Origin of the sequence: Arthrobacter oryzae (assembly GCF_030812315.1) — a bacterium.
Taxonomy (GTDB): Bacteria; Actinomycetota; Actinomycetes; order Actinomycetales; family Micrococcaceae; genus Arthrobacter; species Arthrobacter oryzae_B.
The window spans coordinates 377,550-403,524 of the sequence record NZ_JAUSSM010000001.1 but is presented as its reverse complement, the minus strand read 5'-3'; the positions used below and the strand labels follow the sequence as shown (position 1 = coordinate 403,524).

The 25,975-nt window shown below is 64.8% G+C and carries 23 protein-coding genes; 10 read left to right on the top strand and 13 right to left on the bottom strand.

What is annotated here, in order from left to right; genetic code table 11:
* Together J2S97_RS01915 and J2S97_RS01910 are read right to left on the bottom strand one after the other, a co-directional pair.
* The gene (locus J2S97_RS01915; protein ID WP_307046032.1) at nucleotides 1–1,092 is read right to left on the bottom strand and encodes an ABC transporter permease; all 1,092 of its coding nucleotides are present in this window, start codon (nucleotides 1,090–1,092) and stop codon (nucleotides 1–3) included.
* A 131-nt stretch (nucleotides 1,093–1,223) separates the two neighbouring features.
* On the bottom strand, nucleotides 1,224–2,858 hold the full coding sequence (locus J2S97_RS01910; RefSeq protein ID WP_307046030.1) for an ABC transporter substrate-binding protein: 1,635 nt from the start codon (nucleotides 2,856–2,858) through the stop codon (nucleotides 1,224–1,226).
* 315 nt (nucleotides 2,859–3,173) lie between these two features.
* Here J2S97_RS01910 and J2S97_RS01905 point away from each other — a divergent pair, with 315 nt between their 5' ends.
* Nucleotides 3,174–4,001, top strand: a complete 828-nt coding sequence (locus J2S97_RS01905; RefSeq protein WP_307046028.1) for a caspase family protein — start codon at nucleotides 3,174–3,176, stop codon at nucleotides 3,999–4,001.
* A 7-nt stretch (nucleotides 4,002–4,008) separates the two neighbouring features.
* Here J2S97_RS01905 and J2S97_RS01900 read toward each other — a convergent pair whose 3' ends face one another.
* Complete coding sequence (locus tag J2S97_RS01900; protein WP_307046026.1) at nucleotides 4,009–5,649, bottom strand: hypothetical protein; 1,641 nt, start codon at nucleotides 5,647–5,649, stop codon at nucleotides 4,009–4,011.
* A 147-nt stretch (nucleotides 5,650–5,796) separates the two neighbouring features.
* Entirely contained in the window at nucleotides 5,797–6,918 is a 1,122-nt protein-coding gene (gene mnmA / locus J2S97_RS01895; RefSeq protein ID WP_307046542.1) for a tRNA 2-thiouridine(34) synthase MnmA, read from the bottom strand.
* A gap of 242 nt (nucleotides 6,919–7,160) precedes the next feature.
* Between mnmA and J2S97_RS01890 the strand changes: the two genes are divergently transcribed.
* Nucleotides 7,161–8,411, top strand: coding sequence for an NAD(P)/FAD-dependent oxidoreductase (locus J2S97_RS01890; protein WP_307046024.1), 1,251 nt, complete (start codon nucleotides 7,161–7,163; stop codon nucleotides 8,409–8,411).
* On the opposite strand, the gene J2S97_RS01885 is transcribed toward J2S97_RS01890, so the two are convergent.
* Complete coding sequence (locus J2S97_RS01885; RefSeq protein ID WP_307046022.1) at nucleotides 8,390–9,619, bottom strand: cysteine desulfurase family protein; 1,230 nt, start codon at nucleotides 9,617–9,619, stop codon at nucleotides 8,390–8,392. The genes J2S97_RS01890 and J2S97_RS01885 overlap by 22 nt on opposite strands.
* A 57-nt stretch (nucleotides 9,620–9,676) precedes the next feature.
* Here J2S97_RS01885 and J2S97_RS01880 point away from each other — a divergent pair, with 57 nt between their 5' ends.
* A complete protein-coding gene (locus J2S97_RS01880; protein WP_307046020.1) occupies nucleotides 9,677–10,555 on the top strand; it encodes a DMT family transporter in 879 nt (292 codons plus the stop codon).
* Here the strand turns inward: J2S97_RS01880 and J2S97_RS01875 are convergent.
* The gene (locus J2S97_RS01875; protein WP_307046018.1) at nucleotides 10,542–11,204 is read right to left on the bottom strand and encodes a helix-turn-helix transcriptional regulator; all 663 of its coding nucleotides are present in this window, start codon (nucleotides 11,202–11,204) and stop codon (nucleotides 10,542–10,544) included. The genes J2S97_RS01880 and J2S97_RS01875 overlap by 14 nt on opposite strands.
* A gap of 89 nt (nucleotides 11,205–11,293) precedes the next feature.
* Between J2S97_RS01875 and J2S97_RS01870 the strand changes: the two genes are divergently transcribed.
* Nucleotides 11,294–11,716, top strand: coding sequence for a hypothetical protein (locus J2S97_RS01870; RefSeq protein WP_307046016.1), 423 nt, complete (start codon nucleotides 11,294–11,296; stop codon nucleotides 11,714–11,716).
* A gap of 10 nt (nucleotides 11,717–11,726) precedes the next feature.
* On the opposite strand, the gene J2S97_RS01865 is transcribed toward J2S97_RS01870, so the two are convergent.
* Complete coding sequence (locus J2S97_RS01865; RefSeq protein ID WP_307046014.1) at nucleotides 11,727–12,380, bottom strand: hypothetical protein; 654 nt, start codon at nucleotides 12,378–12,380, stop codon at nucleotides 11,727–11,729.
* A 282-nt stretch (nucleotides 12,381–12,662) separates the two neighbouring features.
* Between J2S97_RS01865 and J2S97_RS01860 the strand changes: the two genes are divergently transcribed.
* The 4 genes from J2S97_RS01860 to J2S97_RS01845 all read left to right on the top strand — a co-directional run bounded on the left by J2S97_RS01860 (nucleotide 12,663) and on the right by J2S97_RS01845 (nucleotide 15,872).
* A complete protein-coding gene (locus J2S97_RS01860; RefSeq protein WP_307046011.1) occupies nucleotides 12,663–13,610 on the top strand; it encodes a J domain-containing protein in 948 nt (315 codons plus the stop codon).
* Between the two features lie 48 nt (nucleotides 13,611–13,658).
* Nucleotides 13,659–14,126 (top strand): tRNA (cytidine(34)-2'-O)-methyltransferase, encoded by a 468-nt coding sequence (locus tag J2S97_RS01855; RefSeq protein WP_307046009.1) that lies wholly within the window; start codon nucleotides 13,659–13,661, stop codon nucleotides 14,124–14,126.
* Between the two features lie 245 nt (nucleotides 14,127–14,371).
* The gene (gene sigK / locus J2S97_RS01850) at nucleotides 14,372–14,977 is read left to right on the top strand and encodes an ECF RNA polymerase sigma factor SigK (protein WP_307046007.1); all 606 of its coding nucleotides are present in this window, start codon (nucleotides 14,372–14,374) and stop codon (nucleotides 14,975–14,977) included.
* A gap of 10 nt (nucleotides 14,978–14,987) precedes the next feature.
* Nucleotides 14,988–15,872 (top strand): anti-sigma factor, encoded by an 885-nt coding sequence (locus tag J2S97_RS01845; protein WP_307046004.1) that lies wholly within the window; start codon nucleotides 14,988–14,990, stop codon nucleotides 15,870–15,872.
* A gap of 247 nt (nucleotides 15,873–16,119) precedes the next feature.
* Here J2S97_RS01845 and J2S97_RS01840 read toward each other — a convergent pair whose 3' ends face one another.
* The 5 genes from J2S97_RS01840 to J2S97_RS01820 form a co-directional block, all read right to left on the bottom strand.
* Complete coding sequence (locus J2S97_RS01840; protein ID WP_307046002.1) at nucleotides 16,120–16,653, bottom strand: gluconokinase; 534 nt, start codon at nucleotides 16,651–16,653, stop codon at nucleotides 16,120–16,122.
* A 74-nt stretch (nucleotides 16,654–16,727) separates the two neighbouring features.
* Entirely contained in the window at nucleotides 16,728–17,504 is a 777-nt protein-coding gene (locus J2S97_RS01835; RefSeq protein WP_307046000.1) for a PIG-L deacetylase family protein, read from the bottom strand.
* A 4-nt stretch (nucleotides 17,505–17,508) separates the two neighbouring features.
* Nucleotides 17,509–18,462, bottom strand: a complete 954-nt coding sequence (locus J2S97_RS01830; protein WP_307045998.1) for an electron transfer flavoprotein subunit alpha/FixB family protein — start codon at nucleotides 18,460–18,462, stop codon at nucleotides 17,509–17,511.
* Between the two features lie 13 nt (nucleotides 18,463–18,475).
* The gene (locus tag J2S97_RS01825; protein ID WP_307046541.1) at nucleotides 18,476–19,276 is read right to left on the bottom strand and encodes an electron transfer flavoprotein subunit beta/FixA family protein; all 801 of its coding nucleotides are present in this window, start codon (nucleotides 19,274–19,276) and stop codon (nucleotides 18,476–18,478) included.
* Between the two features lie 262 nt (nucleotides 19,277–19,538).
* Nucleotides 19,539–21,194 carry a trypsin-like peptidase domain-containing protein gene (locus tag J2S97_RS01820; RefSeq protein ID WP_307045996.1) on the bottom strand — a complete coding sequence of 552 codons (1,656 nt, stop codon included), beginning with the start codon at nucleotides 21,192–21,194 and terminating at the stop codon, nucleotides 19,539–19,541.
* Between the two features lie 300 nt (nucleotides 21,195–21,494).
* On the opposite strand from J2S97_RS01820, the gene J2S97_RS01815 reads away from it, so the two are divergent.
* Both J2S97_RS01815 and J2S97_RS01810 read left to right on the top strand, forming a co-directional pair.
* Nucleotides 21,495–23,534 carry a TPM domain-containing protein gene (locus J2S97_RS01815; RefSeq protein ID WP_307045994.1) on the top strand — a complete coding sequence of 680 codons (2,040 nt, stop codon included), beginning with the start codon at nucleotides 21,495–21,497 and terminating at the stop codon, nucleotides 23,532–23,534.
* 113 nt (nucleotides 23,535–23,647) lie between these two features.
* On the top strand, nucleotides 23,648–24,439 hold the full coding sequence (locus tag J2S97_RS01810) for a PspA/IM30 family protein (RefSeq protein ID WP_307045992.1): 792 nt from the start codon (nucleotides 23,648–23,650) through the stop codon (nucleotides 24,437–24,439).
* Nucleotides 24,440–24,541: 102 nt separating this feature from the next.
* Here J2S97_RS01810 and J2S97_RS01805 read toward each other — a convergent pair whose 3' ends face one another.
* Nucleotides 24,542–25,783: a hypothetical protein gene (locus J2S97_RS01805; protein ID WP_307045990.1), complete on the bottom strand. Its 1,242-nt coding sequence runs from the start codon at nucleotides 25,781–25,783 to the stop codon at nucleotides 24,542–24,544.
* Nucleotides 25,784–25,975: the final 192 nt, after the last annotated feature.

Below are 25,975 nucleotides of genomic sequence, written 5' to 3'. Positions count from 1 at the left end.
TCAGTACCTCACGCGGGGGTCGATCAGCGCGGCGACAATGTCCACGATGAAGTTGGTCACGGCCACAATCACGGCAAGAAGGACCACGATGCCTTGGACTGCGACGAAGTCTCGTGCCGTGAGATACGTCGCCAGCTGGAATCCCAGCCCCTTCCATTCGAAGGTGGTTTCCGTCAGCACGGCCCCACCGAGCATCACTGCAATCTGCAGGCCCATCACCGTGATGATGGGGATCAGGGCAGGTTTGTAGGCGTGCTTTGTCACCAGCCGGAATTCGCTGACGCCTCGGGAGCGGCCGGCCTCGACGTAGTCCCTCCCCAGGGTTCCGATCACGTTGGTGCGGACCAGGCGGAGGAAGATGCCTGCGGTCAGCAGTCCAAGGGCAACGGCCGGCAGGACCGCGTGTGCCATGACGTCGCCCAGTGCCGCCATGTTGCCGCTGCGGATGGCGTCCAGCCAGTAGATGCCTGTTGGCGACTGCAGGGAGGTAAGCTCCAGCTCGCTGGATGTCTTTGCGCGGCCTGCCACGGGCAGCCACCCGAGCCAGACGGCAAACGTGAGCTTCAGGAGCATGCCGGCGAAGAACACCGGCGTTCCGTAGCAGACGATGGCGAAGACGCGCAGCACGGCGTCGGGCGCGTGGTCCCTCCGGTACGCGGCGATCATGCCCAGCGGAATGCCTACCAGCAGGGCGACCAGCAACGCGTTGATGGTCAGTTCCAGGGTGGCCGACCCGTACGTGGTCAGCATTTCCGTGACCTGGCGGTTGTCCGAAAGGGTGGTGCCGAAATTTCCGGTAAGGAGATGTCCGAGGTACTCGAAGTACTGCACGAGGATTGGCCGGTCATACCCTGCCGCGGCAATCCGCTCCGCGAGCTGCTCAGGAGGCAGCCTGCCGCCCATGGCCGCCGTGATGGGGTCGCCGGTGATGCGCATCAGGAAGAACACCAGCGTCACCAGGATGAAAATTGTAGGGAAGATCAGCAGGAACCTGATCAGGATGTATTGGCCCAGTCCCCCGCCGGACGACTTCTTCTTTGACGGCAGCAGGCCGTCGGCGTCGGTTGGCGGCGCCTCAATCAATGTTGTCATTGGTACCTAAATGTGTGCTTCCGGCGGCCTCGTGAGCCCCGGAATCTGTTGCCCTGCTTCAGCACGAAAGGCGGGACGCCGTGCAGGCGCCCCGCCTCCTCGGCCGGTCAGGACCGGATGGAGAACTGGACCTACTTGGAAATTACGCCAAGCCTGGTCTTGAAGGATGCGTCGAGGGTCTGGTCGACGCCCTTGACATCCTTTCCGGCGACCATCAGCTGGGCGCCCTGCAGCAGCGGCAGCGTGGAGAGGTCTTTCGCGACGGCTGTCTGGGCCTCGCCGAGAACCTTTTCGCGTTCTGCCTTGTCAACCGTGGTGAGCTGTTCCTTGATCAGCTCGGTGACGGATGCGTTCTCGTAGTGGTTCTTGAGGAAGTTGCCCGGAACAAAGAACGGGGTCAGGTAGTTGTCCGCGTCCGAGTAGTCGGGGAACCAGCCCAGCTGGTACACCGGGTAGGCGTCGGCCGTGCGGTCCTTGGAATAGGTGACCCACTCGGTGGACTGCAGGTCGACCTTGAACAGGCCGGACTTTTCGAGCTGCTCCTTGATCATGGCGTACTCGTCACCCGAGGACTTGCCGTAGTGGTCCGGGTTGTACTGCAGCTTGATGTTCACCGGTGCGGTGACTCCTGCGTCGGCGAAGGCCTTCTTGGCCTTGTCGAGGCTGGGCTTGCCGTTGCCGTCGCCGTACATTTCCTTCAGCGGCTGGATTGCGCCGACGAATCCGTCGGGCACAACGGAGTACGCCGGCAGGTATGTGCCCTTGTAGACCTGGGTTGCGATGGCGTCACGGTCCACGACGTTGGCCATGGCCTGGCGGACGGCCAGGGCCTTCGCGGGATCAGCGTCGGCAGCCTTGGCACCGAAAGGCATGGTGTCGAAGTTGAACACGATGTAGCGAAGCTCCCCGCCGGGGCCCTTGTGGACCTTGACCTTGGCGTCCTTCTCAAGGTCGGCGGCGTCTGTTGCGGTGAGGCTGCGGCCGGCGACGTCGATGTTGCCCTGCTGGACGTCCAACTTGAGGTTGTTCGAGTCGGCGTAGTACTTGATGGTGGCGCCGTCATTCGCGGGCTTGCCGAGGAGGCCCTTGTAGTCCGGGTTGGCCTTGAGGCTGACCAGTTCGTTCTTCTTGTAGCTCTCGATGGTGTACGGGCCGGCGAACGGTTTGCCCTTGACGATCTCGTCGTCAGTCATCAGCTTGTCCGCCGGGAAGACCTCTTCATCGACAATCGGTCCGGAGTTGGCTGCGAGGACGCCCGGGAAAACCTGGTCGTTGCCGGCCTTGAGGGTGAAAACCACCGTGGTGTCGTCCTTGGCGGCCACGGATTCAAGGTTGCCAAGGAGGGAGGCCGGACCATTCGGATCCGCGATGCTGACAACGCGGTCAATGGAGAACTTCACGTCGGAGGAGGTGAGGGCGTGGCCATTGGCAAATTTGAGGTCCGACTTGAGCTTGACGGTGTACTCCGTGGGGCTCGTGAATTCCGCGGACTCTGCGATGTCAGGCGTAGCGTCTGCCGTGCCGGGCTTGGCGTTCAGGAGGAAAGGGTAGATCTGGTTCATCACCATGAAGGAGCCGGCATCATAGGAGCCCGCGGGGTCGAGGGTGACGACCTTGTCCGTGGTGCCGTAGGTAATGGTTCCGCCTCCGGCGCCGCCGGTGGTAGTTCCGCCGCCGCCGGACGGGCCTGTGCAGGCTGTCAGTGCAAACGCGGAAACACCCGCAAGCGCGATGGCGCTGTGCAGGGCTTTTTTGTTCATAGCCATCTGTGGACTTTCTGTTCGATGAGTACACACCTTCCGCCCGGCAACTGGATGAGTTGGACTCGGTGGGCGGAGTGTTGTCCTGATCACATGATTCAATCAGACAGCAGGCCAATGAATCGTTTCATCCTGTGAGTTGAGACACAAAATTTACCTGATTGGGGCAAAACTATCGTTTTCTTCTGCGTTCGTGCCGGATCGGCCTCCGGCCGAACGATTGCCGGCTGCCATTGAAGAGCCTCCGCCCCGGGAATAGAGTGGGATTGCGTTGACCGCGTCACCGGAATCCTTGCAATACCTGGCTGAAGGAAACACGTCATGAGCAAAGCTGCCCTCTGTGTGGGAATCAACGAATTTGAACACCTGCCAAAATCCAGCTGGCTGCAGGGCTGCGTCAACGACGCCCGCGACCTTGCCGGGCTGCTCCAGGCGGACTACGGATTCGCCGAGGCCGACATCTCGATCCTGCTGGACGCGCAGGCCACGAAGGAGCAGGTCGTGGCGCAGCTGAATTCGTTGCTGGACCGCGCAGCGTCGGGCGAGCTCCAGCACATCGTCTTCACGTTCTCCAGCCACGGAACACAGATACCGGACGCCAGCGACGATGAAGCAGACCGTTTGGACGAAGCCTTCGCCTGCTACAACATCAACAACTCCGGCGACACCTGGGACCCGGCCACAGTCATTTCGGACGACGAGCTGTTCACCCTTTTTGCGCGGCTGCCGGACGGCGTACTGATGGACGTGGTGCTGGACACCTGCCACAGTGGCACGGGCCTGAAGTCACTGGACCTCCTGCCCGGCCGGCGGCCCCGTTTCCTGCCTGCACCGACAGCGCGCGGGGTAGCGGCGACCGAGTTCAGCGACACCCGGGCGCTTCGGGACCTGGTGAAGGCCGGCAGGGGCGTCAAGCCGGTCCTCCTGGCGGCCTGCCGCGCTGACCAGACGGCAGCCGATGCGTTCCTGGAGGGCCGCTACAACGGCGCGTTCACCTACAACTTCATCAAGGCCATCAGGGGCGACGGCACCCTTGGCCGGGCGGATATCCTGAAGCTCGTCAGCAAGGGCCTCAGGGCTGGCGGGTTCGACCAGGTTGCGCAACTGGAGGGCACGACGGCGGCGCGGAAGGCTTCCTGGGGAAGCTGACGGAGGCTCACTCCCGGCGGTCATCCTCCGGGTGGAAAGTTGCCGCCGGCATCTTAATCCCGGCTTCCCTTTTGATGATTTCCAGCTTTTCCTGCTGCCACTCCGCGTCCATGACCGGCTTGAGCGCGGCGAAACACAGCCGTCCGCCCTCATCAAAACGCAGCAGTCCGCCGCCACGGACAGTGTAATAGTCGGTCTCGACCCGGAGCCCAAGCTTGTTCCTGGCTTCGGATTTTGACATCGTGACGGACTGCACGTAGGAAGCGCCAATTTCGGACACCACGAAACCATCCGGCCCCACACGTGTACTGGGGCGCACCCTGTTCACAACGATGCTCGTGTTCTGGTCGATACCAGCCGCCTCGATCAACCGCGGATTCTCCCACATGAACCGGTTGATCTCCTCGGGATCGGCGGCCAGGGCAGATAACCGGACCGGATAGCGAAGATCGCGAAGATGCTTCAGCCCGTCCAGAAGTTCATCGGGTTCCGTGGAAAGGTCTATGTCCCAGAAGGCGTCCCGCACGGCTTGCCGGTATCCCATCATGTCCGTCGGTACCAGCACGGCATCAGCTGCGAGGATGCCGCGCAGCAGGTCCTCCCAGTTCGGGTCCACCGGCGGCATGTAGGCGAGCCCCCGCAGTACCATGCCTAGCATCTGATGCCCAAGATGCGCTCCGGCTTCGGCCACCTGATATCGGCTTGAACGGCCGCCCGGCCTTTCCAGCCGCTGCAGCCAAAGCCTGACAACGGCGTCCAGCACCCCCTTCACGGCGATCTCACCCCGGCGATGAGGTTCAGGATCCAGCTGCCACTCGAACGGCACATCGATATCGAGCGGGCGCCGGGCGGCACTCCGGGAGAACAGTCCGTCAGCCAGCCCGAACAGCCCTGACGTCAGAACTTCCTTTTCCATGTTTCGGGCGGGCACGCCAGCCCGCTTTCCCTCTGCGCCCGGAACGGCAACTGACAACTGTTGTTCCACACGCTCGGGAGATGAAAAAACGCTCAGCATGGCCACGACATCCGCTATGCACTCGTGCAGGGCATAGCCGTCGAGTAAGGCATCGTTGTCCGTCCACTGCCGCCGGTAACCGTCCAGGACCGCGTGTGTCACCTCATGGGCCACAAGGTCGTGATAGAGCGCCAGCGGGACGGAACGCTGAGAACGGTTGTCGGTTCTGTGCCCAAAACGGATCAGACCGCGCTCGCGGTCATAGCCCGTGGATGTGTAGGGGATTTTGTCATAGACGCTGATGACCAGCCGGTGCCCCGAGGCCCAACCCATTCGACGTCCCAAGGTGACTTCAAAGGCCTGCAGAGTGGCCGTCGCCACCGCATAAACATGCTGTGCCAGGAACCGGCTGTCGGCCAGCAGCTCTTCGAGCCCGGAAGGTGCGGGTTGGTCGTCGATGCACCATTCGTTGCGGTCTACGGACAGGGAAATAGGCCGTGGCCCGTCAGCCCCCGGAGCCCTGACCCGGAGCGCCAGACGTGCACCGGCCGGGCCGTTGACGACTCGTTCCACGGGAACCCGGATGCTGGTGGTGAGCGGTTTTCCTGATTTGCGCGTAAAGGGGCCCTCAGCGAGCGCAGTAAGCGCGACCATTTCGAGGCCATGCCCGATTCCGAGCGCTGCAGAGACCATGGCGGACCCGCTTTCCTCAACTGTGCAGCCTCACCTGGTGAAGGGGCGGTCTGCATCAAGTCTGGTTCCCCAAGCCTCAATTATTGCGGTCACGGGCATAATTGACCACGGCGCCACGCGCCGGAGGTTCAGGAAAGTGCCGCCTTGCTAGAGGGCCGCGCGCTGCAGCGAACGCGCTGCGTCGATGGTGGCCTGCCCCAGGACCCGGCTTCCCTGGTAAAGCACCACGGTCTGCCCGGGAGCAACACCGCGCAGCGGCGTGGTGAGCGTGACCACAAGGTTCGTCCGCTCCGCGCCGTCGTCGTCCGTCAGCAGCTCCGTGTGGGCCGTAGCAGGGACGGGGTCACCGTGGGCACGGACCTGGGCGTGGCAGTCGAACTCTTCGCCGGTGGCGATTTCCGCAATCGGCAGGCCGGCCCAGGAAACTTTGATGCCGCGGATTTCGTCGATGGCCAGGAGCGCCTCCGGCCCCACCACCACTTTGTTTTCCTTGGGCCGGATCTCCAGCACGAACCGCGGCTTGCCGTCGGCTGCGGGGGTGCCCAGCTTGAGGCCGCGGCGCTGGCCAACAGTGAACGCGTTCGCGCCGGGGTGCTCGCCCACCTTCGCCCCGGACTCGTCCACGATGTCGCCCGTGGTCATGTCGATTTTTTCCGCCAGCCAGCCGGCGGTGTCTCCGTCCGGAATGAAGCAGATGTCGTGGCTGTCCGGCTTGTTGGCCACGGACAGCCCGCGGCGCTCGGCTTCCGCCCGGACTTCCGCCTTGGATGGCGTGTCCGCCAGCGGGAACATGGAGTGCTTGAGCTGCTCGTGGGTGAGGACACCGAGCACATAGCTCTGGTCCTTGGCCCAGTCGGCCGCGCGGTGAAGTTCAGGATTTCCGTCGGCGTCGGTGATGACCTTGGCATAGTGGCCGGTGCAGACGGCGTCGAAGCCCAGGGCGATGGCCTTCTCCAACAGCGCCGCAAATTTGATGCGTTCGTTGCAGCGCATACAGGGATTCGGCGTCCGTCCGGCAGCGTATTCGTCGATGAAGTCCTGGACCACATCCTCCTTGAACCGCTCCGAGAAGTCCCACACGTAGTAGGGAATGCCCAAGACGTCGCAGGCGCGCCAGGCATCACGGGAGTCCTCGATGGTGCAGCACCCGCGGCTGCCGGTCCGGAGCGTCCCGGGCATCCTGGAGAGCGCCAGGTGGACACCGACGACGTCGTGTCCCGCCTCGACGGCGCGGGCGGCGGCAACGGCGGAATCGACTCCGCCGCTCATGGCTGCAAGAACTCGCATGCTGGCTTTCTTTAGGGGAAGGGTTTGATTGTGGGGCTGCAGGGCGTCCCAGGCCACGGCCGGACACACTGCATGCCCGTCTATTCTACTGCCTCGGTAAAGGGGCGATTGTAATCCGGTGTGCGGGACCCTTGACGGCCGAGCCCCCGGCTTCTATGGTCAGGATTACTGTTTTTAGAAAGCCCCGGCCGGATGCGCCGGCTTCCAAGGAATCGAGGGGCACCATGCCTGTCGAACGAACCATCGAAAGCATCGTGATCGCCGGAGCGGGCCTGGCTGGCGCCACCGCTGCCCGCACCCTGCGCGGCGAGGGATTTTCCGGCCGGATTACCCTCATTGGCGCGGAGCTGCATCACCCCTACCTACGGCCGCCGCTGTCCAAGGAGTACCTGCTCGGCAAAGCCGGTGAGGAAGCCGTCCCCGTTGCGCCCGAGTCCTGGTACGAAGAGAACAACGTCGACCTCCGCCTGGGCGTGCAGGTCGCCGGCATCGATCCTGGCCCGCACACGGTACGGCTCAGCAGCGGCGATTCTCTGGACTACGGCGCCCTCCTGCTGGCCACCGGCGCCCTCCCCCGGCACATTCCATTGTCAGGGAGCACATTGGATGGGGTCACCACGTTCAGGACGCTGGATGACAGCCGCCGCCTCCGGGAACGGTTGTCGCCGGGCGGACGGGACGTCGTGATGATCGGCTCCGGCTGGATCGGGATGGAACTTGCCGCCGCGGCCAGCAGCTACGGCAACCGCGTGACACTGCTCGGCCTCGAGGACATTCCGCTGGCAGCCGCCATCGGACCCGAACTGGGATCGTTCTTCCGCTCGCTCCATGAAGCCAACGGGGTGCAGTTCCGGCTGGGCGCGACTGCCGCCGGCATGCTGGGCGAGTCCGGCCGCGTCACCGCAGTGGTGACCGGATCGGGTGAGGCGCTGCCGGCCGACGTGGTAGTCATTGCCGTGGGCGTGGCCCCCGAAACCGCCCTCGCGGAACAGGCCGGCCTGGCCCTGCACAATGGAATACTGACCGACGCTGCGCTGCAGACCAGCGGACCGGACATCTTTGCGGCCGGGGACGTGGCAAACCCCCTGCACCCCTTTACCGGCCAGCACCACCGCAGCGAGCACTGGTCAAATGCGCTGAACGGCGGCAAAGTCGCAGCAAAGTCGATGCTTGGCCAGGACGCCGCGCTGGACACCATCCCCTATTTCTACACCGACCAGTACGACGTCAGCATGGAGTACTCGGGATTTCCCACCCTGGCGGCGGGCGCCGAGCCGGTCATCCGCGGCTCGTTGGCCAGCAGGGAGTTCATCGCATTCTGGCAGCACGAGGGCAAGGTGGTCGCAGGCATGAACGTCAATGTTCCCCGCACGCAGAAAGCCATCAAGGCACTGATCTCAAGCCGGACCGCCATCAGGGCCAGCCGCCTGGCAGACCCTGCCGTCGCGCTGGATCAGCTCCTGGCGGACGACTGACGGGCCACGGTGGCGGCTGTCTGTATGGTCGATTCGTGGCCGGCCATCCCTGCCTGGCGGGCACGCTCATAGGCGCCCGGAAGCGCTGCCAGGAGGGCCTCGACGTCGGCTTCCGTGGAGGAGTGGCCCAGGGAGAAGCGCTGTGCACCCCGGGCGGTCTCCTCGTCCAGCCCCATGGCCAGCAGGACATGGGAGGGCCGCGGAACGCCGGCCGTGCAGGCGGAACCCGTGGATGATTCAACGCCGGCAAGGTCCAGCAGGAACAGCAGGGAATCGCCCTCGCAGCCCGGAAATGTGAAGTGTGCGTTGCCGGGCAGGCGTCCATCCCCGGGCGCGCCGCGCAGGACCGCGTGCGGGACGCAGTCCAGCACGCCGGCAATCAGCCTGTCCCTCAGCCCCGCGATCCGTGCCGACTCCCCGGGGAGGTCCTTCGTCACGGCTTCCGCCGCGGCGGCGAAGGCGGCGATCGATGCCGTGTCCAGGGTCCCGGACCTGACATCGCGTTCCTGCCCTCCCCCGTGCTGCACCGGTGTCAGCTTTACGGAGCGGCCGAGCAGCAGGGCACCCACTCCTACCGGGCCGCCGATCTTGTGGCCGGAGACGGACATGGCGTCCAGTCCGCTCGCCCGGAAATCCACGGGAACCGACCCAAAGGCCTGGACGGCGTCGGAATGCACGGGCACGCCGACGGAATGGGCCGCCTCAACCACCTCCCGCACCGGCTGGATGGTACCCACCTCATTGTTGGCCCACATCACCGACACGAGCGCGATGGACTCCGGGTCCCGGCGGAGCTCAGACCTCAGCACCCCAAGGTCCACGACGCCGTTGGAATCTACGGGCAGCCAGGAAACTTCTGCCTGCTCGTGCCGTTCCAGCCATTCAACGGTGTCCAGGACAGCGTGATGTTCGACGGCGGAGCAGAGGATGCGCGTGCGTCCCGGATTTTCGGCGCGGCGGGCCCAGTAAAGTCCCTTCACGGCCAGGTTGTCCGCCTCCGTGCCGCCTGACGTGAAGATGACCTCTGATGGGTGGGCGCCCGCGGCGGCGGCAATTGCCTCGCGGGCGTCTTCTACCGATCGGCGGGCACGGCGTCCTGATCCGTGCAGCGATGAAGGGTTTCCGGTCCTGGCAAGCTCGCGGGTGAGTGCTGCCAGAGCCTCAGCGGCGATGGGCGTGGTGGCGGCATGATCGAGGTAAACGGACACAAGCCAATTCTAGCCGCGGCAACGCGGGAGGCTCCGGCGCCGGTGTAGATTCGAGCGGTGAAGGCCTCGATTTACCTGGTGCTGGCCACCCTGTTCTGGTCCGGCAACTTTGTGGTGGGGCAGGCGGCTGTGGCCACCATGACGCCGCTGGAACTCACCTTCTGGAGATGGGCACTGGCCGCGCTGCCGCTCGTGTTGCTGGCCCACTTCGTGGAACGTCCGGACTGGCGTGCCGTGCTGGGCCGTTGGCGCGTGCTCCTGCTCCTGAGCTTGCTGGGCATGAGTGGCTACACCCTGCTCCTCTACACTGCCCTCCAACACACCTCGGCGCTGAACGCTTCCCTGATCACTGCCGCCAATCCGGCGCTCATCGTGGTCATGGCGATCTTCTTTCTCGGGGAAAAACCCGGCCCGTACGGCTGGCTGGGCATCGCCCTCGGCCTTGCCGGCGTCGTCCTGGTCCTGACCCGGGGCGAGCTGCACCGAGCTTTCAGCATTACCTTCAATGCCGGCGAGCTGCTCATGATCGGTTCGATTGTGGTGTGGGGCTTCTACACCATCATTGCCCGCAGGCTTGGGCTCCCCGCCATTGCCGCCACGGCGGTGCAGGTGGTGCTGGCCACTGCCATCCTCTGTCCGTTCGCCCTCGTGGCGGGAACTGAATTCCCCGCGACGGCGGCCGAACGATGGTCGCTCGCGTACATCGCCGTCTTCCCGTCCTTGGGGGCGTACCTTTTCTGGAACCTCGCACTCAAGACAACGGCCCCGGCGACGGCGGGAAACTACCTGAACCTTATGGTCGTCTTCACGGCGGCCATCACCGTCATCATGGGGATCCCGGTCAGCGTGCCCCAGGTCATCGGCGGGCTGCTAGTCATAGCGGGCGTCCTGATGGCCAGCCGGCCCAAGCAGCCGCTGGAGGTCAGGGCGGCGTAACCCTGGCGCAGCACTCGCCAGGAACGTTGTTGCCCGCTATGCGGCCTTCCGCCAGACCGCAACCGGCAGCAGCGCCGCTCAGGAAGGCGCCGTTCATTGCGCAGACCACTTCCGAATGGCTGTCCGCGAGCCGGTGGAACGGGCAGTTCCGGAGGGCGTAGCCTCCGGCGCCGTCGGGCTCCGGCACGTAGCCTTCCGCCGAGAGGAACTCCTCGAGGCTTCCACTCCCCTCCGCCATTGCCAGGCCCTTCGCGTAGGAAGTGGCCAGCAGTGCGTCCCGGACCGGCTCCCCGGCGGCACTGGACTGTTCGATGGCCGTTGCCATCAGTTCGCCGGCCAGGTCGTAGTTGCGGTCCGGCACGGAAGCGCCCACCTCTGGCTGGGCCATCCCGTACATTTTCGCCGGCCGGCCTGAGCCGGGCCCGGCCTTGCCGCCGAGCTTGCGGAACTCAACGGTGAGCACGCCGTCCTGGACCATCCTGTCCAGGTGGAACGACGCCGTGCTTCGCGGGATTCCGAGCGCGCCGGCAGCATCGTCGCGCCCCACCGGGCGGGGCGATGAAGCGACGAATCCGAAAAGGTTCCGGCGGTTCTCATCGCCCAGGGATGCCACGGCTGCGATCCGGCGGGCCCAGGGAAGTCTGCGCATGGAACACCCTAACTCTAAAAACAAGATTCATTGCTTTATACCCCAAAGCTCTCTAAAATTATGATACCTACTTTTAGAAGGAGCCCGTCATGAAATCCTCCTCGGTGTTGAGTTCGTCCGGCAGCACGCTGGCTGCCGACCCGGGCCGGCAGGCCTTCCTGCTGCTGCGCACGGTCTTCACGGTCGCCCCGATTGTTTTTGGCCTCGACAAGTTCACCAATCTCCTTGCCGACTGGACCGTCTATCTGGCCCCGGTGGCAACTTCAGTGGTTCCACTCCCGGCCCAGACCATCATGTACATCGTGGGCGCGGTGGAAATCATCGCCGGAATCGCGGTCGCAGTCCGGCCGCGTTTCGGATCGATGCTGGTGGCCGTGTGGCTGCTGGGCATCATCATCAACCTGCTGCTGCTGGGCAGCTTCTTCGACATCGCACTTCGCGATTTTGGCCTGCTCGTGGGCGCGTTGGCCCTCAACCGGCTGTCACCGCTGAATTCCCGCAGGCAAAGATAGCTGGGCCGGTTCAGTTCGACGGCGGAACTACAACCAGGCGTTCCGCCACATCCGCCCGGGCCGCGGCGAGCGCGGCCCGGTCCGGGCACGAGAGCGAAATGTAAACGGACGAACCCGCTTTACCAAAAAGCCTCGCCAGCACTGCGGTGGGCTTTGCCCCCGGCGCGGAGCCGCTCTCAAAGACCAGGACCTCGACTTTGGGCCCCGGCTTTTCCGGTTCACCGCCCCAGCGGAGGGTGTCGGTTGTCAGGCGGTTGGGGAGGATCGTGGGATCCAGATATTCGAACAGTTCGACCGTGGAGGCCCTGTCATCTCCGGACACGGCAAGTGGCGTTTGGTTCACACGGACGCGGGCCGATACCAAGCAACCGTCGGCTTTGAGGTAGCGGTTCTCCCCCGCCACGTTCTCCTTGACCGGCTTCCATCCCGGTGCCTCACGGAGCCCGTCCGAGAGGCCCACTGCGACCCCTGCGGCCAGCGAATCACCGGCCGTGAAAGGAAGGTCCCTGGCCGCCACCGCCGCCGCATCGTGGCCCGGGGTAATCGTCGGGGTTGCAAGCGCGGGGGTGGTCTGGACATCGCGCGGAGCGGCCGGATCCGGAACGCCCACGCTGCACCCGGCCGCGCCGGCAAGTATCACCGCCAAGGTGAGGGGCAGGGCCATCCGCCGCCCCACCCCGTAAATAGCTTGTGTCCGGTTCGCAGCGAGTCGCCTGCCCATCGCTGTCACATCGCCCCCACATACCGTCTGCCGGCGGCGCTGCCCCGGCCGGTCCTCCGCAAGAGTCTAGACGCTGCAGCCGTCCACGGTGACATCAAGTGTTTCCGCCCGCACAGGAAGGGCGGGAACCAAGGCCACCGGCACGAACGTTGAGTGTTCAGACGGTTAAACTGGGCGGACCGGACTGCCTGAGTGGACTGGAATCAACAAGAAAAGGATCAGTGCTTGACCCAGGGCAGCAGCTCCCATTACCAAGTCCTTCGGCTTCCTGTGACGGCGACCGACAAAGAGATCAAGGTGGCCTACCGCAAGGCTGCCCGGCGGGCGCATCCCGACCACGGCGGGGACGCCGCCGTCTTCCGGCAGGTAACGCTGGCCTATGAGACCCTGATCGATCCGAAACGACGAGCCGCCTATGACCGCTCGTATGCCCACGGGTCAGCGGAAGCGGCAACCGCCGACGGCGCGCATTTCGACGCACCGGCCGCCGGGAGCCGTGCTTCGGCGACTGTCCATCGGCCCAACACCCCTCGCAACACGGCGGGCGATCCGCCGGTGTACGTTCCGCCGTTCGAGCACCCTGAATCCGGCAGCGTCCCGCTGATTCCGGAGGAACTGGCCAGCCGGCAGGTCCATGGAATGCCGCGGAAACGCGGAATCTTCGGGGCGGAAGCCCGCATCCAGCGGGAGATGCGGACAGTCCAGCTGATCAGCCGGCAGGTCCTCCCCGCCATTCCCGCGGCCCGGCTGATCAACGGGCTGCAGTCACCCGCAGACAACAGCGACATCGACCACGCGCTGCTGTCCGGCTACCGGCTGGCGCTGATTGGATCCATGCTGTTGCCGAAGGGTGCCTACGCCTGGAACGGAAGCACGCTGACGCACGGAGGCCGTGCCATTGCGCCGCCGCAGCTTGCCCATATCGTGCGGCGCATGCAGGACATCTTCCCGGAGCTCAACGTGACGGGCTGGACCGTGATCCATAGCCCTGATGGCAATCTCCATGAACCGGTGATCGACCACCACCGGCGCTCACCCCGCGGGCATGAAACGGTCCAGGTGGTCAACGGAGCCGGGCTGGTCCGCGGGCTCAAGGAGTTCCTGAGTTCAGGGCCGGCGCCCAATACAGTCAACGTCCCGGCCCTGGCACGGCTGCTCCGCGGTATGCACTAACGCTTCGGCTGCGCGCAGGAGGGCGCCCGCCTTGGCTAGGATGGGACGGTGTTCCGCATCCTCTTCCACACCCCTGAAATCCCGGGCAATACGGGCAACGCCATCCGGCTCGCTGCCATCACGGGCGCCGAACTGCACCTGGTGGAGCCACTGGGCTTTGACTTTTCCGATGCCAAGCTCCGCCGGGCCGGACTGGACTACCACGACCTCGCGGTGGTGACGGTGCATAGGAGCATCGAGGCTGCCTGGGAAGCGTTGCAGCCCGAGCGCGTCTATGCCTTCACGTCCGACGGCGAAACGTCCTACGCGGACATCAGTTACCTTCCCGGCGACGTTCTCCTCTTCGGCCAGGAGTCCGTCGGACTTCCCGAGGACCTCAAGCATGACCCGCATGTCACGTCCCGGGTGCGGCTACCAATGCTGCCGTCCCTCAGGTCGTTGAATCTTGCCAACGCGGCCTCCATCGCGGTCTTTGAAGCCTGGCGCCAGAACGGCTTTGCCGGCGCCAAACTTTAGGGTCCTCTTCCCGGGTTACCCCTTGACCCGGGGGCCGCCGTCGGTGGAACTCCCGCCCATCCATCCGCCCACGCACTCCGAACTACCTGTAAAGGCCAATCCGGGCCCTACAGGATCGCGAGGTGCGGCAGGTGGCTACGTTGCAGGTCCGCAGGTCCCCTTCGAAGGAAGTCGCCCCGCACAGCGCGCCCGCATCCGGTGCCGATGCCAGCGGGACGTCCAAGACCGACTTATGCTTGAGAGTGATGGAAACCCCCAACGCCGCAAACCCAGAGGCTACCGCTTCCCCTGGCACCGCTACCGACGTGAACCGCCGGCTCGGTGACCTGCTGGCACAAATCGCCACCGGGGACCAGGGTGCCTTCGCGGAGTTCTACGAACTGACGTCCCGGCGGGTCTTCGGCATGGCGCGGCGCGTCCTGATAGACCCCGAGCTCAGCGAGGACGCCACGCAGGAAGTCTTTCTCCAGGTCTGGCAGAACGCTGCGAAGTTCAATCCGGAGGCCGGCAGCCCGCTGGCATGGCTCATGACTATTTCGCATCGGCGGGCAGTGGACAAGGTCCGTTCCTCGCAGTCATCAAACGACCGCGAGGCGAAATACGGCGCGAGCAGCCAGGAAATTGACCATGACTCCGTCTCCGACGAGGTCGGAAGCAGGCTGGAAGCCGAGGCCGTCGTCAGGTGCCTGGACACCCTCACCGAGACGCAGCAGCAATCCGTCCGGCTGGCGTACTATGGCGGGCTGACGTACCGCGAAGTCGCGGAGAAACTGGACGCTGCCGTGCCCACCATCAAGTCCCGCATCCGTGATGGACTGATCCGCTTGAAGACCTGTCTGGGGGTGAGTTGAGATGACCGACATGAACCAACCGAACAGCAGCAGCCGTTCCTCCGGGATGTTTGCCCACGATATCGCCACGGACCTGGCCTCCGGCCGGGCAGTAGAGCTGGCCGAGCTGTATGCACTGGACGCTGTGAGCCCCGCAGAGCGGGCTGCCATTGAGGAATACCTCTCGGCCGCGCCGGGGCCGGAACGGAACACATTCTATGAGCGCGTCCGCCAAGCACGGGAAACTCTGGCCGCCACCTTCACAGCGGAAGAGGAACCGCCGGCAGGTCTTTTCGACCGGATCGTGGCCCAGCTCCCTGCCCAGCCGGAAGCAGCCCAGCCGGAAGCAGCCCAGCCGGGAGCGGCGCCAGTTCCTTCTCCTGCCACTCCGGGGCATCCCGTCGAAACAGACAGCACTCCGGTCGCCGATGACCTCAGTGCCGCCCGCCAGCGCCGTGAGGAGCGGCGCCGGGCTCCCGGGCTCCGCAACTGGCTGGTGGGCGTGGCCGCTGCCGCCGTCATCGCGCTTGGCGGCGTGGGCGTCGGGGCCTACGTGGCCAACCAGAACGATCCGCTCAACCAGGTCCTCCAGGCGCAGGATGTCCGGCAGGCAACCGTTGAGGTGAGTGGCGGAGGCACGGCGACCGTCTCCATTTCGTCGTCCAAGGACGCTGTGGTGGTCAAGATGAACGGAGTCCCGGCACCTCCCGCCGGCAAGGTGTACCAGATGTGGCTGATCCCGAAGGATGGTTCCGCCCCGGTTTCACAGGGGCTCATGGATGCCGAAGCATTGTCCAAGCCCGCTGTAGTGAAGGGCATTGGTTCGGCGGCTGCGTTGGGTATCACCGTTGAACCTGTGGGCGGCTCCGCTTCGCCCACACTGCCGACAGTGGCCGCAGCCCCTCTCGGAGCCTAGCCGGCCGGGCGCCGGCATCACATCACCGGGCCTGCCGGTACCCGCCTTCGCGGCGCGTACCGGCAGGCCGCGGCATTTAGGACACCTGTATGAGGACGAAGGCCGGCAACGCCGGGGCGACCAGGCCGCCGTCGACCGCCCCTACAAGTGGGTGTACGTTGCCCAGCGCCAGCGTGGTGCCAAACTCTGCCTTCACCGCGCTGATCGCAATCAGGGGTCCGGGGCGCGGCCGTTCGAGACCGTGCAGCTATAGGGTCGCGGCGTCTGCCGTTTCCAGGTTGAGCCGTTCGATGACTTCCTGGGCCTCTTCCGACGGCGTGGCCGAAACGCACAGGGAAATGTGGTTTTCGTCCGCAGTCGGTTCTTCCAGCGCGTCAAACTGTGATTCGAGCAGTGCGGGAGGCATGAAGTGCCCGTGCCGCGACGCCAGGCGGTCGGAGATCCTGTCCTTGCTTCCCTGCAGGAAGACAAACATCACGCCCTCGCCGCGCAGGACGTCCCGGTAGCGCTTTTTCAGAGCGGAACAGGTGACGACGCCGGGAGTTCCGTCCTGGGTGTGCGCCCGGATCCATTCGGCGATGGATTCCAGCCAGGGCCACCTGTCCTCATCGGTAAGGGGCTCACCGGCCTGCATTTTTGCGACGTTCGACGCCGGGTGAAGGTCGTCGCCCTCCGCCAGGTCCCATCCGAGCTTCCCGGCCACGAGGCCGGCCACAGTTGATTTGCCGGATCCTGAGATGCCCATGATCACCAGTACCGGCTGCTGTGCAGTCTTCGCCATCAAAGTCTGCCTTTCCCGAATAAATATGATTTAAAGAGAGGCCAGCATATGACATGGGTTACACCCGGGCAACCTTAGAACCCGGCGATGGTCCCGGAACCGTTGATTGTGACGACATGAAACGCCTCGGCACTGCGCCCGTCGGCCAGCCCCGCCCGCGCTCCGGTCTCCAGCATGAGCGCGCGGACTGTGCGGTCCATGGCGTCCAGGTCCGGGTGCTGGCTGGCGTGCACATGGATCGCCGCCAGCTTTTCCTCCACGTGGCCGGTGACATCCACAAAATGGTTTTCACGCTCCTCGGGCCCGGCAAACAGCCATAGCCATGGCAGTTTGTAGGCCTCAAGGCCCGCCTCCGCCAGGTCCGGATAGGCGAAGGGGTTTTCCAGGGCCGGATAGACCGCCCGTGTGACGGCCTCGCCGACGGCAAGGTGGTCCGGGTGGCTCTTCTGGATGCGGTTCCAGTTTCGTTCGGGATGCATGGAAAGCACGACGTCGGGCCGGATCTCCCGGATCAGCTTCACCACTCCCCTCATCACCTCGTGCGTCGGCTCCAGGTAGCCGTCCCGCTCATGGAGATAGTGGATATCGGTGACCCCGACCAGCGCAGCGGCCCGGAGTTGTTCCTCGGCCCGCATGGCCACGATCTCTTCTCGCTGCGCCGGGTCGAAGCCGCCGGCGTCGCCGTCGGTCATGATGCAGTAGCTGACCTCAACTCCTGCCGCGGTCCAGGCAGCGATTGTTCCGGCGGCGCCGAAGTCGACATCGTCCGGGTGGGCGGTAAAACAAAGGACCCGCTCAACCCGGTGGTGATCCGGGCTGAACGGGCTCTGCGCCGTGGCGTTGATGCTCAACTAATCAGCCTTTGCGTTTCTTGATCTCTTCGGTCGCCTGCGGAAGGACCTGGAAGAGGTCACCGATGATGCCGAAGTCGGCGATCTCGAAGACCGGCGATTCGGCATCCTTGTTGACGGCCACAATGACCTTTGCAGTCTGCATGCCGGCCTTCTGCTGGATGGCGCCGGAGATGCCGGCGGAAATGTACAGCTGCGGGGAAACCGTCTTGCCGGTCTGGCCCACCTGCGCGTCGTGGCCGATCCAGCCGGCGTCGGTCGCGGCGCGGGACGCACCCACGGCGGCACCGAGGGCGTCGGCCAGTTCCTCCACGGGGCCGAAGTCGCCGTCGACGCCGCGGCCACCGGCCACCACGATCCTGGCTTCCGTCAGGTCCGGACGGCCGCTGGCGGGCTTGTCCTTGCGGCCCGTAATGCGGGCAGCGCCGGCCGAGGCCGACTCGGGAACGTCGACAGTGAGGATTTCCGGGTTCGCTGCTGCAGCGGCGGGCTCCGGGGTGACGCTGTTCGGCTTCACGGTCAGCACGGAGACTGCCGTGGTGGCCTTGGCCGTGGTGGTGTAGGAGCCCGCGAGCACCGACTTGTGGGCGGTGCCGTCCTGGTCCACGGCCACGACGTCGGTGATAACGCCGGCGCCGAGCTTGATGCCCAGCCGGGCTGCGATCTCCTTGCCGTCGAACGAGTTCTCGAGGAGCACGGTAGTGGCGCCCGAGGCTGCAACGGCCTCGGCCAGGTAGGCCGCCTTGGGGCCGACCAAATACGCATCCAGGTCGTCGGACGAGGGCCGGAAGACGGTGGTGGCGCCGTTGGCACCAAAGGCGCCGGCGACGTCGTCGTTCAGCGGTCCGTTGACGGCGACGGCCGCGTCACCGAGTGAACGGGCGATCGTCAGCAGTTCAAGGCTGCTCTTTTTGAGGGCGTGGCCGGGGTTGTCAATGAATACAAGTACTTTTGCCATGTCTGGAATCCTCTTAGAGCAGCTTCTGGGCGGCCAGGAACTCGACCAGCTTGATGCCGGCGTCGCCTTCGTCGGTGATGATGGTGCCGGCGGTGCGCGGCGGGCGGGCGGCGGCCGTCTGCACTGCCGTCCAGGAACCGGCCTTGCCCACCTGTGCGGGGTCGACGCCGATCTCCGCGAGCGTGAGGGTGGTGATGGTCTTGCGCTTGGCCGCGATAATTCCCTTGAAGTTCGGGAAGCGCGGCTCGTTGATCTGGTCGGTCACGGACACGACGGCCGGCAGCGTTGCCTCGATCGTGTCGTAGTGCGTGTCGCTGTCGCGGCGGGCGATGACGCGACCGCCGTCCACTTCCAGTTCGGAGGCGAAAGTGACCTGCGGAAGGTCCAGCCGCTCTGCCAGCTGCGCAGGCACAAGGGAGGTCTCGCCGTCGGTGGACGCCATCCCGGTAAGGATCAGGTCCACCGGGCTGTCCGCTCCAAGGTGCCGGACCGCTGCTGCCAGCGCGAGGGACGTCGCAGCCGCATCGGAGCCGGCCAGCGCGTCGTCGCGAAGGTGGACGCCTTCGGTGGCACCGATCTGAAGGGACTTCTTGATGGCATTGACGGCGCCGGCGGGGCCCATGCTCAGAGCGATGACCTGGTTGCCGGCTTTTGCTCCGCCGCGGGCCTCTGTCAGCTGCAGCGCAGCCTCCAGGGCGTATTCGTCCAGCTCGGACAGGATGCTATCGGCGCGGTCCGTGGTGTTGTCCTCGCCGCTGAGGTGACGGTCCAATTGCGCGTCTGGTACATGCTTGACCAGAACGATGATCTTCAATGTCTGTTCCACTTTCTGTACAGCAGCCTTCCATGCTTGTGGATAGCCAGCCGGGTGAGGTGATGGCCGCGGATCTCCCCCGGGGTGCGGGTAGAACCAAGCTAACCATATAGCGGGGCGCCCGCGCCGTCCCGTTAACGCCTGTGTCAGGCAAGCGCGCAGGATGCGGTTACACAGCTGAGGCGGGGGAACCGTGCCGGTGCCCCCGCCTCAGTCCTGCGGTCAAATCTTGCTTATACCCTTGCCGGATCCGGTCCGGGGCTTACTGCTCGGCTGCCGCGCCGAGCGTCACATCCACTTGCTGTTCCTTGCCGCCGCGCAGGATCGTGACTTTCACCGAGGCGCCCGCCGGCTGTTCCCGTACCGCCGCAGTCAGCTGGTTCGGATCGCTGATGGCAAGGTCGTTGAACTTCGTGACGACGTCGCCCACCTTGAGGCCGGCCTTGGCGGCCGCGGAGCCGGACTCGACGGTAGCCACTTCGGCACCCACCGAGAAGGACGAGCTTGAAGACGTGGATGACTTCGGCTTGACGCTGACTCCGAACTGGCCGTGCGTTGCCTTTCCGGTGTCAATGATTTCGTTGGCCACCCGCTTGGCGAGGTTGATGGGAACGCTGAAACCGACACCGATGTTGCCGCTGCTGCTGGATTCGCCGCCGGCCGAAGCAATGGCCACGTTGACGCCGATGACCTCGCCCTTGCTGTTGACCAGCGCACCGCCGGAGTTGCCGGGGTTAATGGCTGCGTCCGTCTGGATAACGTTGAGCGAGATGGATCCCTGGTTCGGGGTGCTCTGGCTCTGCCCCCCGTCCGGCGGTGCGAACTGGAAGCCGCCTTCGTCGTCGCTTTGTGAGTCATCCGCGCCTTCCTTCGGCGCTGCCGAAGATGCCACGCTGATGGTCCGGTTCAGCGTGGAGACAATGCCGTCGGTGACAGTTCCCGTCAGGCCGAGCGGTGATCCGATGGCGATGGCGGTGTCCCCCACATTGAGTTTGCTGGAGTCACCAAGTGTTGCCGGCGTCAGCCCGGAAGGATTGTCCACCTTGATGACGGCCAGGTCGCTCAGGGGATCGGTGCCGACGATTTTCGCGGTGAGGACCCGGCCGTCGCTGGTCCGGACTTCAATGGTGGCGTTGGCGGTTTTTCCGTCCAGGGTCACGACGTGCGTGTTGGTCAGGACGTGGCCGTCGTCGTCGAGGATGATTCCCGACCCCGTGCCGCCCTCGCTTCCGCTGGTCGCTTTGATGGTCACGACGCTTGGTGACGCCTTCACCGAGGCTGCGGTGATGACATTGACGTCGTCTTTGTTGTTGACGATCACGGTGCCGGGCTGGCCGCCCGTGCTGCTGGTCGCAGACGTGGACCCGTTATTCAGGAAGGCGTCACTGGCGGCTACTACTCCGCCGCCCACGAGGCCGGCGGCCAGGATGCTGGCCACCAAGGTTCCCACGCCGAAGGCCGCTTTGCGCTTGGGCGTGCTGGCGGGGTCGGAGGCGTACATGCTGCGCTGCTGGTGCTGGTTGCCCTGAACGGGGTAGGAACTGCCGCCCGGGTAGGGACCGTTGCCCTGATGGGATCCGTACCCCGGGTGGGATGAGTGCTCGGCGGAAGGTCCGGCTTGCTGGCCGTAGAAAGGCTGGTGCTGGGGATAGACCGGCCGCGGAGCCCCGTCGGCGTCCTGCTGCGGCTGTGCCTCGGGCTGCGCGTGCGTCTGTGCCTCGGGCTGCGTCTGGCCGATCCGGATGGTCGGGTTGTCCTGGGCTGAGTCCGCGGCTGGCTGCGCCGCTGTTTGGGGCTCCCGGTGCCCCGCATCCAGCGGCTGCGTGTCCGCATGAGGAGGCTGTGCCGGCCAGCCTTCGCGAGGCTTTTCCGGATCCCTGTTCTCAGGCGATGCACCCTGTGCTGGGTTCTCAGTCATTAGACTTCCTTTCATTCCTTGTCTGCCTTTAACTATGGACCCTCTGACTGAAGCTAAAGCGCAGGTTTGCTGGGAGGTTCCTGAACGCGGTCGGGTTGCTCTTTCCGAGGGCCCGATTCACGGGTGAAGGGCTTTTCGCTGGTGGCATATTCGCCGTTGTGGACGGGCAAATAGGTGCACCATAGAATCAAATGGAATTGCCACAGCGACCTGCGGCTTTACACATGCGTGGGGGCGCTGCTGCATTCTGTGACGACTGGCTCGGCCCGAATCAGTCGCAGAAGTGCTGAAGGGTTGCACATGCGGTCTAAGTTCAAACGTCTCCTCGCCGTGATCGGCCTTGCCGGGTTGATGGCGGTCCCCGCCACGTCAGCCTGGGCCGAAGACCCGGTGACTCTCGACCCAGCGTCCAAGATCGTTGACTCCGCCGGTGTCCTGGGCGGCAAGAAGTCCGACGTCGAGGCTGCCATCAAAAAGCTCGGCGCGGATCACGCCACGGTCCTCCACGTCGTCACCGTCAAGAAGTTCGAAAACCCGACTGACCGGGAAGCCTGGACGGACGAGGTGGCTGAAAAAGCCGGTCTTGGACCGAACGCTTTGATTCTTGCGGTTGCTACTGACACCCAGCAATACATCCTGAATAAAGGTGGAAGCAAGATCACCGCGGCCCAGCTCGAAAACATCAAGAGCACCGCTATCGGCCCGGAACTGACTAACAAAAACTACGCTCAAGCGGCAATAAACGCAGCGACGGCCATCGGCGACGCAGCGGGTGGCGGCAGTGGCAAACTTTCCTCCGACAACGGCGCCGGAACTGCCGTCCTGGTTGGAACGGGAGTAGTCGCAGCCGGCGGAGTCGGCGCCTATCTCTACTTCCGGAACCGCCGGAAGAAGGCCGCCGTCGCTTCGAGCGCCAGCTACGGACCGCAGGGCGCAGAGCTCGACCCGCTGGCTTCGCTGAGCGTGGACGACCTGCGTAAGAAGAGCGGTTCGCTGCTTATTGAAGCCGACAACGCCATTAACTCGAGCGAGCAGGAACTCGGCTTCGCCCAGGCACAATACGGCGACGCCGCCGTCGGGAACTTCACCAAGGCTCTGCAGGAAGCCAAGGGCCACATGTCCGAGTCGTTCAAACTGCAGCAGCAGCTTGACGACCACATCCCGGACACCGAGGAACAGCAGCGGAGCTGGCTTGGCGAGATCATCCGCCGTTCAGAAGCCGCCTTGGCCTCCCTCCAGGAGCAAAAGGCTGACTTCGATTCGCTCCGTGAACTCGAGAAGAACGCACCCCAGGCCCTGGCCGCGGTGAACGCCGGCGCCCGGGAAGCTGACGCACGGATCGCGACTGCGGAACAGACCCTCACCGCACTGCGGGCCAAGTACGCGGACAGCGCCCTCATCCAGGTGTCGGACAACATCGGCCAGGCCAAGGAGCGGCTCGCGTTCGTGCAGAACGCCACCTCAACGGCGCAGGACAAGCTGGCGTCCGGTGAAGGAAGCTTGGCTGCCGTGGCCGTCCGCGCCGCCGAAGAAAGCCTGCACCAGACCAAGGTACTGATTGATGCCATCACAAAGGTCTCCGGGAGCTTGGACGAGGCACGCAACAGCCTCGAAGCCGCAGTGGTTGACACCTCCCAGGACCTGGCGCAGGCCAAAGCCATCATCCAGTCCGGCGCCCATCCGGAGCTGGCAGGACCGGTGGCCGGCGTGGAGGCAGCCCTGTCGCAGGTCAAGGCGGAGATTCAGGGCGGAAAGATCGATCCGATCGCCACCTTGGAGCGCGTGGAGACAGCCCATCAGTCCCTGGACCAGGCCCTTACGGGAATCCGCGACCAGCAGGAACAGGCCCGCCGTGCGCAGGCATCGCTGCAGCAGACCATCATGTCTGCTCAGGCGCAGATCAGCGCCACCTCGGACTACATCACTGCACGCCGCGGCGGAGTGGGGACAGAGGCACGGACCCGCCTCGCGGAAGCCCAGCGCAACCTGGACTATGCCTTGTCCATATCCCGCAATGATCCCGTCACGGCCCTCACGTACGCCCAGCAGGCCCACGCCCTCGCGGCCCAGGCCGCGCAACTCGCCCAAGGGGACGTGGACAGCTTCGGCTACGCCGACCAGGGCTACGGCCGCGGCGGCATGTTCGGAGGCGGCGGCGGTGGCGGCCTCGGCGGCGCCATCCTCGGCGGCATCCTGATCAACTCCATCCTCAACGGCGGCGGCGGAGGCGGCTGGGGCGGCGGTCACAGTGACGGCGGCGGCTGGGGCGGAGGCGACTTCGGCGGCGGCGGCGACGGCGGTGGCTGGGGCGGCGACTCCGGAGGCGGCGGCGATTTCTAGCTGATCCCAAGACTAGGCGGCGGCCGGTTTCCGACTGGCCGCCGGATAGAAGCGGTACATCAACTGTTCACTGAATTCAGTGGCGACCACTGAGCAGGATGAAAGGCATCACCATGGTAAAGCAGTCCATTTTCGGCCGTATGGCGCAGCTGGCAAAGGCGAACATCAACTCCTTGCTGGACCAGGCCGAAGATCCGCAGAAGATGCTGGACCAGATGGTCCGGGACTACACGAACAACATTGCCGAGGCTGAGTCCGCCGTTGCGCAGACCATCGGTAATCTGCGGATGCTCCAGGACGACTACAACGAGGACGTCAAGAACGCCCACGACTGGGGCAACAAGGCCCTGGCAGCGTCCCGCAAGGCTGACGAGTACCGGAGCAGCGGCGACACAGTCGACGCCCAGAAGTTCGACAACCTTGCCAAGGTGGCGATCCAGCGCCAGATGGCAGCCGAGAACGAGGCGAAGGCTGCCGAGCCGAGCATCGCTTCGCAGAGCGAGGTTGTGGACAAGCTCAAGACCGGCCTGGACCAGATGAAGGGCAAGCTCAACGAGCTGACCAGCAAGCGCAACGAACTCGTGGCGCGCTCCAAGACCGCCGCTGCCCAGTCCCAGGTGCATGACGCACTCAAGAGCATCGACTTCATGGACCCCACCAGCGAGGTCGGCCGCTTCGAAGAAAAGATCCGCCGCGAAGAGGCCAAGGTTCGCGGCCAGCAGGAGCTCGCCGCTTCCAGCCTGGACGCACAGTTCAACCAGCTTGAAGACCTCGGGGAGCAGACCGAGATCGAAGCTCGGCTCGCTGCCCTGAAGTCCGGCGGCGCGAAGCCCGCCATCGGATCGTCGGCCAACTCCTCGGCTGCCGGTTCCACGGTTGAAGAAGCTGATTTCGACAAGCTTTAGGCTGCTGCTCCGGATCGGAATTCGGACGACAAAGAGGCCGGGGTCCCGCTGAACTGAACTGGGCCCCGGCCTTTTTGCTGCCGCACTGACGGCAGCGGTGGACTATCGCAAAGTGACGGCCGGCTCGCCGGCTGCCGTCAGCCCGGCTTCTGCCGTGCAGCTCCCGGAACGGACGGCGCCGTCGTCGTAGATCTGGCGCAGGCAGTTCCGGAGTGCCAGCTGGCCCCAATAGTTCGGATGCAGGGATTCCTGGATGTAGTAGTCGCTGAAGGCGGTACTGGCCGTCCGGATCTCGTTGATCCACTCGCTGATGTCCGCCGCGCCCGCGCTCCGCCAGTCCGCCAGTGCGGTGTTGTTCAACTTCTTCGTCGTGTCCGCGCACAGTTCATGGCCGCTAAAGAGTGAAGCCACATCCAGGGTTTGAACGCCGTCCACGCCGGAAGCGGAGATGCCGGCCGAAATGGTGGAGTTGATGGCAGGCACAGCGGTTCCCGAAGCCCAGTCCAGGTCTGCGTTCCAGAATCCGCAGCCGTAGGTGCTTTGCCGGCTGAATCCTGTTTCGGGGTAGGTAATATCGGCGCTTCGCGGCAGGGGTGAGACGTAGTTCTGTACCACCAGGCTGTACTCGTCAGGCGTGTACCCGGCGGCAGTCATCGCCTTGGCTACATTCCCGAGTGAGCTCCCGATCCGTGATGCCACAGCCGCCCGGTTGGCGGCTGAAAAGTTCGTGGCAACCGTGGCGGAGTCCTTGCAGTAGCTCGGGGACCACCACGGGCTGGTCATGAACTTGGAGACACACGTGGCGATGATGCCCGCGAACCCGAGATCGTTGCCGCCGATCGAAACCACAACCATACTTACGCGGTTGGCCGATGCGAAGTTCTGCAGCGCCAACGCCTGCCCCACGTTGCCCGCACCGTCGCTGTAAAAGTCCAGCCCCGGTTTGAAGTGCCCGGAAGAGTTCCAGGAAGTGGCCGTCTTGGCACCGGAACAGGACAAATTCAGTGCCTGGGCCTGCCCGATTCTGATCTCTGCCGAACTGGAGCGGTGGCAGCCGACAGTGCTCTCCGACCGGCCGGCGTCAAGATAGGCGGCGTCACCCAGTGCATCCGTCTGGGCCGGGTCACTCGAATTGCCGGCCCAGCGGCCCGCCTCGCCCGAAATATAGGAATCCCCCACACTGACCACCCACCCGTCACCGGCTGGGGGAGCCGCGTGCGCAGCAGGTACTGTCAGGGCAGAAACGGTGACGGCGACAGCCAGGGCGGCGACGAGCATCCGGTGGGCCGGACACATGTGGACCGCGGTCCGGGTCCGTTCGGCCGATGCAAGGAATAGCTTCATTGGTCATCCTTTTTCCTGCCCGCGGCACCATCGCGGCGGACAGGTTGCCGGCATCCGGCCGCCTCCAGCCGGATGCCGCTGTGAACAGAAAATGGCCTGATCCGAACGGAACCGTCCGGCGAAGAAATCGCGCACCGGACGGCGTGGAGCGAGTCTACGGCTAAGTTACCGGCCAGTAAATAGCACTGCCGG